This is a genomic window from Limnochordia bacterium (genome assembly GCA_023230925.1).
Lineage (GTDB): Bacteria > Bacillota > Limnochordia > DUMW01 > DUMW01 > JALNWK01.
Window position 1 is genome coordinate 1 of the sequence record JALNWK010000068.1, and the last position, 12,038, is coordinate 12,038.

8 protein-coding genes are annotated in these 12,038 nt (G+C 48.1%); 6 read left to right on the forward strand and 2 right to left on the reverse strand.

Going from position 1 to position 12,038, the window contains the following annotated elements:
* Positions 1 to 187: 187 nt before the first annotated feature.
* Positions 188 to 1,378, forward strand: a complete 1,191-nt coding sequence (locus M0Q40_11465; GenBank protein ID MCK9223215.1) for an extracellular solute-binding protein — start codon at positions 188 to 190, stop codon at positions 1,376 to 1,378.
* Between the two features lie 179 nt (positions 1,379 to 1,557).
* On the opposite strand, the gene M0Q40_11470 is transcribed toward M0Q40_11465, so the two are convergent.
* Both M0Q40_11470 and M0Q40_11475 read right to left on the reverse strand, forming a co-directional pair.
* Positions 1,558 to 1,809, reverse strand: a complete 252-nt coding sequence (locus tag M0Q40_11470) for a hypothetical protein (GenBank protein MCK9223216.1) — start codon at positions 1,807 to 1,809, stop codon at positions 1,558 to 1,560.
* Between the two features lie 657 nt (positions 1,810 to 2,466).
* Complete coding sequence (locus M0Q40_11475) at positions 2,467 to 6,114, reverse strand: non-lysosomal glucosylceramidase (GenBank protein MCK9223217.1); 3,648 nt, start codon at positions 6,112 to 6,114, stop codon at positions 2,467 to 2,469.
* Between the two features lie 693 nt (positions 6,115 to 6,807).
* On the opposite strand from M0Q40_11475, the gene M0Q40_11480 reads away from it, so the two are divergent.
* The 5 genes from M0Q40_11480 (at position 6,808) to M0Q40_11500 (ending at position 11,866) form a co-directional block, all read left to right on the forward strand.
* Positions 6,808 to 7,122 carry an extracellular solute-binding protein gene (locus M0Q40_11480; GenBank protein ID MCK9223218.1) on the forward strand — a complete coding sequence of 105 codons (315 nt, stop codon included), beginning with the start codon at positions 6,808 to 6,810 and terminating at the stop codon, positions 7,120 to 7,122.
* A gap of 38 nt (positions 7,123 to 7,160) precedes the next feature.
* Complete coding sequence (locus tag M0Q40_11485; protein MCK9223219.1) at positions 7,161 to 7,613, forward strand: hypothetical protein; 453 nt, start codon at positions 7,161 to 7,163, stop codon at positions 7,611 to 7,613.
* A gap of 409 nt (positions 7,614 to 8,022) precedes the next feature.
* On the forward strand, positions 8,023 to 8,985 hold the full coding sequence (locus M0Q40_11490; protein ID MCK9223220.1) for a radical SAM protein: 963 nt from the start codon (positions 8,023 to 8,025) through the stop codon (positions 8,983 to 8,985).
* A gap of 402 nt (positions 8,986 to 9,387) precedes the next feature.
* Positions 9,388 to 10,638 carry an extracellular solute-binding protein gene (locus tag M0Q40_11495; GenBank protein ID MCK9223221.1) on the forward strand — a complete coding sequence of 417 codons (1,251 nt, stop codon included), beginning with the start codon at positions 9,388 to 9,390 and terminating at the stop codon, positions 10,636 to 10,638.
* 163 nt (positions 10,639 to 10,801) lie between these two features.
* Positions 10,802 to 11,866 (forward strand): LacI family transcriptional regulator, encoded by a 1,065-nt coding sequence (locus M0Q40_11500; GenBank protein ID MCK9223222.1) that lies wholly within the window; start codon positions 10,802 to 10,804, stop codon positions 11,864 to 11,866.
* The last annotated feature ends 172 nt before the right edge of the window (positions 11,867 to 12,038 follow it).

A 12,038-nucleotide genomic window follows, 5' to 3' on the forward strand; every position in this document is an offset into this window, starting at 1 on the left:
TGTCTGCTCTCTCCTTTGACTTTGTTTTCGCTTTCAATTATAAAGGTTATTTGAGCGGATTACCAGCCCTTTTTTCAATTCCCCTTCATATCGATATTTTCGTTGACTTTGACGGGGCCCTGGTCACAGAACAGTGAACAAAAGCACAGTATTGTTCCTTGCTTTCCTACTGTTTTGCAGTTCTTTCGTGTCTGTCGCACAAGGTGCACCCATCGACGTTGGCATTGTTGGAACTAGTGTTGAACGTTTGGAACCATTGCTGAGGGAATGGGCCGCAGAGAAAGGTATTGAGATAGGAGTTGTTGAGTACATTGGTTGGAACTCCGAGAAGGTGATCAACAGAGCACTGGCCGGAATTCCCTATGATGTAGTCTGCGCTGTAATTGAGGAAGCGGACGTGCTACGGAGCCAAGGACTGTTGCTGCCCCTAGATAGTCTAATCGCAACTGATCCTGACTTTGCTGAAGACCTCTATGAGGATATTCACCCCGCCTTGCTGGACATGTTTAACTTCGATGGTAAACAGTATTACATTCCTTGCGAATGGAATCTGTGTCTGATGTATATCAACACTGCGATGGTTCAGCAAAGCTCTTTAGCCTATCCCCCTGCCGATTGGGACTTTGTAGAGTTCAGGAACTATGCCAGAAAGCTCTCTGTTGATCTTGACGGTGATGGAGTCAATGATGAGTACGGTCATGGTGCCTTTTCTTGGAATCCGTGGCATATGGGGCTTTGGATCCACGGTTTCGGCGGACAAATGCTCAATGAGAAATGGACCGAGTCTCGAATGAACATGCCCGAGACCATTGAAGCCCTCGAGTTTATCCAAGGAATGCTGGAGGAAGGAAGTATGGCCCCGGTTGTTACCCAGTGGGACTATTTGCCTGAGCACGACAAATGCGCTATGTGGGTTACGGGAAGAACTCCCCTTAGAATCTACCGTGATCTGAACTGGACCGACTTCGATATACAACACGCGCCAAGCTATCGAGGGCGCGGCACTGCCTTGGGTGGGGCCGGTTACGGTATCTCCGCCAACACAAAGGATAAGGAAGCCGCCTGGGAGGTACTCAAATTCATCACTGGTAAAGAGATGGAATTGAAGCTTTACGGTGAAGACGCTGATGCCATGGCCTTTGCGGCCCGTCGTTCTGCAGGATTCTACGAACTGGATCCCAATGTTCCGCCCAAAAACGCCATCGCATTCATGGAGGCCTTGGACTATGCGACCACCGTACCATCACCACCCCAATATCCACAAATCGATCAGATCTTTTGGGATTACCTTGGAATTATCTGGCGTAGTGAGGACTCCGCCCCGAACGTGGCAGCCCAAATGCACGATTTGATCAACAGCATACTAGTAGAAAATTAGTGTTTCACCGCAGTTTCCGCTAAGGCCCTAACCGGTAAGGTATTCACACCTTGCCGGTTAGGTCTCAACCCTAATTCGGGCACTTCTTACCTCTTCACTTAGACTGTACAGCAAGCCCCCGCCATCGCCAAAACAGGGGCTTTACGGCCCGTTTCCGATTATTCAGCATGGGGACCTACCTAGATAATCCCCCCGCAGCAATTGGCTACCACGTTCTCCAGCCCCACAACACAGTCGGTACTATGGCCATTATTTATTGTACCGTTTTCCAACTGACCAAAGGAATTACTTCCCGAGGACCACGCGATATCATTGTGGTCCAAAACTAAACTATGATATTTCCCCGCAAAGATCGCCTCGATATGACTGAAATGCCACACCTGGTGGACAATCCTTTCCCAAGCCCACACGCTACCGTCTTCCTTAAGCACGATAATGTGTTGGGCTCCCGCAGCTATGGCCTTAATGTTACTTAGGGCATCGATTTGTTCAGTAGACTCAATGCATCAAGCTAGAACAAATGATACGAACAATAGGACACTCCACAGGCAGAACCATCGCTCATTCATCCCTTCAGCAGCCCCCTTACCCACCTTCAGTGAATATACTGACTGCATAAACTAAAAGACTTCCATAGGAATTGATACCTTGGATGGTAGCCACTAAAGTTATGGGGTTTTACCTAGCTGTGTTTTTCAGGTTTTACGCCCCAAGCAGTGTTTTGATCTCATAATAAGCCAATAGCTACTTAATTATTCCGTCCGTTCTCCTGTCAAAAAGTCCATCTTTGGACACCCTAGCATGACTTTGCACAGAGGTTCCGGATAGCGGAAACAGGGATAGGTTAAGCGATACTTATACTTCAAAAACTCCATGACCCATGGAAGACCTCACTACCTGAACATTGGTAATTGAAAAAGTGACGAGGGCTATCCGAGACACAGTGCCACAAAAGGTAACCGGCAAAGGACTTCTATCTTAAAGAAGACCTTGCCGGTTTTTGGTTTTAGCGTCAATCCTTAGAGGGAAATGATTGCTTTACATATTGTCCAGTTCTGAGTATCATACCCAGAACTGATTCGTCCTAGTCACAAGGCACTTTCTGGTGAGTATGTCAATTCTACTTCTATCCTCGAGCAGGCTTGATAAAAACCAGGCAGCAAAAGGGTTACTACTGTTTCCTCCTGTCGGCTGTGGTGGTCTACCAAAACCCCGTCTATCAAAAGGGTGGAGTCTAGTAGTATCTCTCCGAAAGGTATGGCAAACTGTAATTCTCTAAGGCTAAGTTTACCGTACCGAACATCAATGACGTTGAGTTGCTCGTGGGTACCACGAGTCTGGGCGAAAAGGCCCCACGCTGTACCGGTAATGTAAAACGAACGATGGTCCTCCGGTTGCCAGCGTGGCCTAAATCCGAGTAGCCCCGCAGGGCCATCCACCACAAATCCTTGGGCTGCCAAAAGGAGCCCACCGGAACTTAGGGCCCTGGCGTAGAATTTCCCACATTCTAATTCATTAAAGGGATTTCCACCGGGTCCTGAATTAAGGCCCACCTTAAGCGTACCATCATACCGGCTACGGACAGCATCAACAATTGCTACTCCTTCTTCAATCATGCCTTCCCAGATCATGAGTCCGGCAACCGCGTACTCGATCCCGGTCCACACTTCATCGGCATACTCAACAAATGATACGGGACGACCTTTGTGGGGCCAAGTGCAATTGAGCAAGCCCGGTTCGTGATCTAAAACGTAGGGCCTGGGCCATTGCCGGATATTATGGAGACTATCCTTGAAGTTGTACCGGTAGATGGCATCTAATGCAGATTTAACCTGGTCCACAGGATATAAGTAACCAAGGTCGAGCATGTGGGCCCACCATTGTCCGAGCAGTTGATCACTATGGCAACCTGTATTATAGTCCCGTCCGGGAATCGCTTCTGGTCTTTGCATGAAGTACTCACCGTTAAAAAGTTGCTTACTCTGGTTTTGACTTCCCCTCTCGAACAAGCAGTGGTACTCCTTAGCTAAGTCCACCTCGCCCATGATGTGCGCCATGCTTCCAGCGGCAGCTAGGGCAGTTAGGTACTGTGACCCGAGAAAGGTACTTGCCCCTGAGATGGAAACATCGTATGTGTTCCACTGCAAACCATTTAAGGAGCCATCCCGATCCTGGTCATAGTTTTCAATTAACCAATTCATGGCCAGTTTGACCTTTGGCCAGATCCCCTCTAAGAAACTACTATTCTCGCTGGTTAGGTGTTCCCGGTAAGCCGCGGTAATAGCGGCACACTGACCATCTACTGCAACCTGACTTGGTTCATGTTGGCGCATTCTGACCCAACCCTCCGGATGCATGTAGTAAAAATCACTTTGCCGTAGATTCCTACCGACATCAGGAAACAAACGGGCGTGGGTCTGCGCGTAGTTTAGTACATGGGTGCAGTTAAGTGGACAACTACCATAACTACCCTCAAACATCCCAAAGTAGCCATCTTGGGACCAGAAGGCAGTAGGCCCACGAAAGATTACGCTTTGCGATGTCCAGGCATCAAGTAGGCTCGGTGGCAAATTCGATTGGTATAGGGTATCGTGATATAATTTGGTCCATCCCCACAACGAAGCCATATTCTCGTGTACGTAGGAAGCTACTGATGTAGCATCAGGAAAGCGTAGCCTATACAGGTTACCTGGATGTCCGAAACGCTCAACATTAGGGAAATTCCAGCTGATGGCAAAGGTCACCGTGCGACTTTGTTGGGGCTCAAGCTCGAAGGGAACGGACAATACACCGTTAAACGTCTGGCCCTTTGGACTTGGCCCAGAATACTCAGGACCAAGCACATAGCCTTGCTCAGTGAATTCCTCTAATATCGTCGCATAATTCGTCCATACCGCGCTGCCTATAGCCTCACTATCCACACTTAAGCATAAAGTCCCGTACTCCGGCGCCCCGCTCACCAGTTCATACTTACTCGCAGGAAATAGCCCGGCCCCGGCAATTAGCAGTTGCTCCACCCAGCTCCATGGTAATCCATCGGCAAGACCAAATAATGCCTTCCATGGCCCAACGGGACACAGGATCAGTATCGGTTCGCCCTCCGCTGTTTGGGCTAGCACCTCCACCGTTTCTAATCTAAGATCCTTCAACCGACAGTACTCCGTTACTTTCCAATCGTCAGGAACCTTTGGTATCCACTCCTTGCCCTTCTCGGTAATGTAAACAGGCACTGGTCTTTCCAGGTTTACTTGCTCCGTTTCCGAAAACTCCAAGGAAAGCCTTGGGGCAAAATCAATGAAGGCCTTCTTGGCCTCCGGTATGGCACGAAAATCGGTGAAGTAGATATCATCTACATTTATGTGTCCCCATCCTCCGGATGACAGATCGACAATCTCTAATTGCCCTTTCATCCCAGCAAACTCTGAGACTTCCCATACACATGGCTCCAGTGCCTCCTGGTTTTTGCCAGTCGCAGTCCTAACAACGTCTCCTTCCACAAGCAAATTGACACAGAGGCGCGTTGGATCCTGCCCACCACCAATCAGGAAGTTTATGTACCGATGCCCAATGATAAACTCATCAGATACCAGACGACCTTGGGGCCCATCGTTAGGATTGAAGCTGTTTACTAATCGGCGACCCCGATAGCCTGTAACAGGTTGTTGTCCGGTAGCGGTACCTGCTTGGGGACCAGTTCCAAAGGCATTGCCAAACACTGACCACTGCTCATAGGTCTCTTTTTCAAAGTCCTCAAATAAAACGATGTTCCACCTACCCTCACCATCCCGTGCTTTCTGCAATTCATCCCAGAAACTTGACTGCGCATAGCCAACTAGAGCCACTCCTTCTTCTTCGGTTTGGCGTTCTACGATATCATAGAACAGCCCCGCATCAGTACCCAAAGCAAGGGGGTCACCAAGCTCCCTTTGCCAGTAAAGATGTCTGTTGTTGACATCGTTGCCCCAAAGATCCTGAGTCTTCATCGGTCCAGATTCCCGCATGATCCGATCCATAGAGATCACAGTTCCGCTAGGTAGCCTCTGCACTGAATTAACATTGTTCCCATAGGCACGATGCAGGGTACCGAAAATACCCATCTGTCCACCGGCACCGATGGCATTGTGAAGTGAGCCAAGTAAAGATACTTCAACGGGATAATCCTCTCGATTGGTAACCGAAAAACGAAACACGGCAACGGGCAGCGACGAATTAGGGGAGTCGAGGGGAATCATGGGATTAAAGGCCTCTAAGGTTATGTCCACCGGCAGTTGCCTATCTTCAAAACCGAGTCGCGCAATGGGATATCCGCCCTCATAGACTAGGGAGTCCATGGGTAAAAGAAGCTTATGCGGCGCTTCGGTCTGCAAAATCCGTACTTGCGGGTCTGCTTGACCCTTGACCCTGATCGCAAAGAAACTATCGGGAATAGAAGTCTCATTTAGGTTATTGAATATCTGCCACACAGCTAGCCTACCCTGCCCATCTAGCCAAATGGTCCCGGTGCCGATACCACCAATAGGCATCAGTACGTGCTCTAGATTTGGCCCGGTATATGTACGGGGTGAGGCTATCGGATATGAGTATCCATCAATGCTACCCGGTGGCGGAGACAGAACCTCCAACCCGTCCAACCAGGGCGCCGCATCCCCTGCCGCGACAATTTCTTCCCCCACCACCTGCAACAACGCCAGTACGCAAAGAAGATAGAGTATTACTCTCCAACCATAGGTCAACATCGCTCTACACCCCTCCATTGATTGATGTTTGGCAGATCACGCTGATGACAGCAGCATCCGCCAGAATTCTCCGAGCCACTGGACTCCTCACCTTAGCAGTCAACACCAATCCAGAAAGCATGTTTAGTAAAACCGGTCTCCCTTTTTGACTTAATTATTACTTCGACATCTCCAGGGCAGTCTCCTTCTGGGTTTCTGACAGGATCTGCCCCAAGACTAGACTGAGTCATTTAAGCGAAACTTGCCTACATTATAGTGATAACATACATGCTCATCTATTCACATATCATAGTAGAGTCAAGCCTCTTTCTGACCGGAAACATACCCGTCGTCTGCTTATTTTCACCCTAATGGCAGGAGAACGGTCAACAGATGCCGAAGTTACGTTTTAGTAAAACTATTACCTTGGTCCTGTTGTTGAGCTATACACCATGGGTTCCGAGGCTCTCACACTGTATACTCGGGTAATCATATCAACCTAAGTGAGTGAGCGAACTAGTATGGGCATAATATGTGAAGCGTCTAGGCTAATCAATGATTAAGCAAAGGAGAGACATCACCCATGAGCAGAAGCAAAATGCTACACCTAGTCCTATCACTACTATTGTGTACCTGTTTTACCCACGTTGTGCAAGCTGCGCCACTTGATATGTTGGCATCGTAGGGACGAGTGTTGAACAGCTAGAACCAATTTTGAAAGAATGGGCGGCGGAAAATGATATTGAAATCGGGGTTGTGGAGTATGTCGGTTGGAACTCGGAAAAGGTAATTAATAGGGCGATCGCTGGAATACCATATGATGTTGTATGCGCCGTGATTGAAGAAGCTGATGTGTTGCGCAATCAAGGACTTTTGCTTCCCCTTGATGATCTAATCGCAGCTGAACCCAAATTCGCCGCGGATCTATATGACGATATTCATCCTTCCCTGCTGGCCATGTTCGATTTCGATGGAAAGCAGTACTACATGCCTTGCGAATGGAATCTATGTACCTACGGCCATGCTTGAACAGGCCGCCCTAAACTTCCCGGATTCCGACAAGGGAAATGGCCCAGTTCCGCAGCTACGCAAGGGAACTCAGCCGTGATATCGATGGAGATGCCATCAACGATCAGTACGGATATCGTGCCTGTGGATGGAACCCCTGGCAAATAGGTCCCTGGATCCATAGTTTCGGTGGTGAAATGCTTGATGAAACCTGGTCCGAGTCTCGGATGAACATGCCTGAAACCATAGAAGCACTGGAGTTTATCCAGGGGCGGTTTGAGGAGGAGAGTATACCTCCGATTAGCATCCAATGGGACTATCTTCCGGAACACAACAAGTGTGCCATGTGGTTGGCAGGCGTTGGCCGCTGGAGATTTACAGAAACCTCAATTGGTCCGACTACGATGTTCAACACATTCCTACATACAGGCAACGAGCTACTATGTTGGGCGGGGCCGGGTACGGTATCGCGGCGAATACAAAGGATAAGGAAGCAGCCTGGAAAGCACTGAAGTTTCTTACAGGCAGAGCGATGCAAATGCTTTTTCTGTGCGCAGTTCCGCTGGTTTCCATGAGCTAGATCCCAATATACCTCCGCGGAATGCTGCCGCATTTATCGAGGCACTGGACTATGCTATAACCGTGCCTTCACCTGTGCAGTATCCCAAAATAGACGGTGTTCTTTGAGATTACCTGGGGATCATCTGGCGCAGTGAAGATTCGGCACGCAACGTAGCACTACAAATGCATGATCTGATTAACTCTATCCTAAGTGGCAACTAACTGTGGTAATCAGTTTAATGTCCTTTGGTGCTCTCTGTCTTCCATGGGGAGCATCTAGACTACGAACCAATATATATTCCCTACATGGTAAATCCAAGTGTAATCCGAGACTACAGACCGAGGAAGGAGAAAGGCAAAATGGCTGTTAAACAGATTCTTGCGGCTGCCCGGACAGGGGCACTACTGAGTAAAGACGATACTATATCCATTTTGCAGGTAGGACACAATTCCAGCGACTTCTATGATTTGATCTCCTTAGCCAATGAGCTGACCCGTTGTGAGTTTGAGAATAGGGCCTATGTTTTTGCGCAAATCGGGCTAAACGCTGAACCCTGTTCCGTAAACTGCAGGTTCTGCTCCATGGGTAAAGATCATTATGCCATGGAAAGCACATGGAGAAAGGATACCACTACCTTATTATCTGAAGCAAAAGCCCTAATTGATCAGGGAATTGACGACCTGTTTCTAATGACAACGGCAGATTACCCAGTAGGTAGACTGATCGGCATAGCAGAGCAAGTCAGGGAGATCCTGCCTAATTCCCTACGGCTTGTTGCCAACATCGGAGACTTTGACTACTTTACTGCGGTGCAACTGAAAGAGGCCGGATTTACCGGAGCCTATCACATACATCGTTTGCGAGAAGGGATTGATACTCAAGCCCAACCAGCAGCTAGGATTAGGACTTTGGAAGCGATCAAAGCAGCAGGGTTAGAGCTGTATTATTGTGTAGAGCCAATTGGTCCTGAACACAGCTATGCGGAAATCGCCGACGAAATACTAAGAGCAAGGGACTATAACGTGGGAGTCATGGCGGTTATGCGCAGAATACCGGTAAGTGGAACTTCCTTGTATGGCAGAGGCCAGATCTCTGCGGTTGAATTGTGTAAGATTGCAGCAGTGGCAAGAATAGTCACAAGACCCCACCGAGCCATGAATGCTCATGAGACTACTCCCATGAGCTTAATCTGTGGCGTAAACCAACTATATGCGGAGATTGGGGCTAACCCGAGAGACGAACAGTCCAATACAGAACAGAATCGGGGTTTGACGGTTAGAGACGTCCGGCAACTGCTAATTGATGCAGAGTATGAGTTGTAATGCAAGTCAAAAGTTCCAAGGTGCATCGGGACCTACATCAAAGGACAAGCTTCCCAATTCTCCGTTTAGAGTTGTGAGGCGATTAATCAATCCCTAGTAAGAGGACCCCCCACAGTAACCTAGCACTCAATCCGGACCGTTGATTCACTAAAGTAAAACATCTAGTTTTACTAACTTAGTCTTCGGAGCACATCCTTTTCCCGAGGCTACCTAGTTCTCGAGATTGCGTTTACGACATTGTATATGAGCATTCATATATACCCTTTGTCAGTGACAACTCAACCCACTGATAGCATTTTAACTACAATAAAAAGAAAGCAGCAAGCAGGATTATACTTAATAACCGCCGAAATAACTATTTAGTTAATCTCTTACTAAAACCCGGAGGGGGAGAGGTCACCCATGAGTAAATCCAAACTACTGTACTTGGTCTTATTACTGTCGTTTTGCACCTGCTTGACCTTTGTGGTCCACGGTGCACCACTTGATGTAGGCATTATCGGAATCAGTGTTGAGAACTTGGAACCGACTTTGAGGCAATGGGCAGCAGAAAACAACATTGAGATCGGAGTCATAGAAAACATTGGTTGGAACTCGGGGAAAGTAATTAACAGGGCATTGGCCGGAATACCCTACGATGTGGTATGTGCTGTAATCGAGGAGGCTAAAGTGCTAGTCAACCATGGGCTGTTACTGCCTCTAAATGACCTTATTGCGGCTGAACCTGAATTCGCCGAAGACCTATATGAAGATATTCATCCATCCGTAATGGCGATGTTTAACTTCAAAGGAAATCAATTCTACATCCCCTCCGAATGGAATCTATGCATCATGTACTACAATACTGCAATGTTTGAGCAAGCCGCCATTGATTATCCCGATTCGGACTGGGAGATAGCACAGTTTCAAAGCTGCGCACGGAAACTCAGCTGTGACATAGACGGAGATGGCACCAACGATGAATACGGGTACGGTGCCTTTGGATGGAACCCTTGGGAAATCGGGCCTTGGATTAACACTTTTGGTGGGGCGATACTTGATGAAACCTGGACCGCATCCCGCATGAGCAGGCCGGAGACCATAAACGCGCTTGAGTTTATTCAAGGAATGCTCGAGGAAGGAAGCATGCCTCCGATTAGCATCCAGTGGGACTACCTTCCAGAACACAACAAATGTGCCATGTGGTTAGCAGGCCATGGACCCATGGGGATTTACAGAAACCTCAATTGGACCGACTACGATATTCAACATATGCCCGCATGCAACAAAAACCGCGGCACTGCCTTGGGAGGCGCAGGATACGGAATATCCGTTAACACAAAGGATAGAGAAGCAGCCTGGAAGGTACTGAAGTTTCTTACGGGTAAGGCGATACGGGATGAGATGCAAGCGCAAAACATGGATATAGGGGCCTTTCCCCCACGCAAGTCCGTTGGCTTCTATGAGCTAGCTCCCAATATACCTCCTAAAAACGCCATCGCATTCTACGAGGCATTGGACTACGCCACGACCGTGCCTTCACCTGTACAATACCCGGAAGTAGATGGTGTGGTTCGAGAGTATCTTGGTATTATCTGGCGAGGTGAAGACTCAGTAAGTAACGTGGCACTACAAATGCATGATTTGATTAACTCCATTTTGAGTGGCAACTAACTACTTTGATTAATCTTGTTGCTTATGGTGCTCCCTATCCTCTTTAGGGAGCACTTTTTCGGCACACCCCTTGCGTTTTCTCATCGTTAAGAAGGAATGTTTGATTATAAGCAGAACTAATACTAAATGTTAACTTAAGATACCTTAGTTGGAGTGGAGTCACGTGCGAAGAAACAGCCTACACAAGAAACCTACCATCTCGGATATTGCCCAATTGGCTGGTGTTTCTACAGCAACAGTATCCCTGGTACTCAATGAAAAGGGCAACATATCAACCGCTACCCGGGAATCGGTGCTATCTATTGCCCGCAAACTGGGCTATACCCCAGTGAACCGATCCTCTACAGAGGATCGGTCCAAAGTTTTTGCGTTGATAATCGAAGAACTACCCATCCCACTATACTCGGATCCTTTCTGCAGCCAGATTGTGGCTGGCATGGAAGAAGAGGCCCGGAATGTTGGGTACGGTATGCTTCTTGTTACCGTTCCTAAAGTCAATGGTAGCTTCGCGGTGCCAGACAACCTAAGGCAACTACAGCCTAATGGGATGATCATCCTCGGTGGCGGTGATCTAGTTGATTCTTTAGTCCATGATATAATCCATCTGGGGTTTCCTGCGGTAATAGTAGACAACTACCTTTCGGCCTGCGAGGAGAATCTGGTCTGCGTTGTCGCTGATAACTTTCACGCCGGTTACCTGGCTACCGAGCATCTCATTAAATGTGGCAAGCAAAACATTGCAATCATTAAGGGAAGCGATAAGTACAAGCCCCTAAAAGAAAGATTCTATGGTTACTTAGCTGCCTTAACGGATTCAGGCTATGCTATTCGGCCTGAGTATATCTGTGAGAAGCGCTCCCATGGTTCTCACAAGGGCTGCCTTGAGACTGAGTATCTTCTTTCCTTACCCCATCGGCCCGATGCCATCCTCTGCATTAGTGATAAAGTAGCCTTTAATGCCTTGGACGTGGCTGCAAATATGGGGGTTAAAGTACCCCAAGACGTAAGCATTATCGGTATTGATAACCTCCTGGAGGGAACGAAAACCACGCCACCACTCACCACCGTCAACATCCCCAAAAAGGAAATGGGACAGACTGCTGTTAGGGTTCTGTTGAGCTTAGTAGAAAACAAGGAGGCACCCTGGGGAAAGCTATGCCTTCCGGTGGAACTAGTTGTAAGAGATTCTGTTCTACCTTCAAGCGGTCTGCGCATCCAAGAACCGTAGCTTTCGCCTGAATTCTCTCGCCTAACGACGGAATGGGCAACTTGCATTTGTATGAGTAAGAAGTTTACGGGTCTTGCTAGGTGTTCTTAGTAAGAGAGATACGCGGATCCCTAGTGATGAGGTAGAGGTAAAAGAAGGGAACGAGAGGCTCGATCTCCAAGTAGGAGATAAA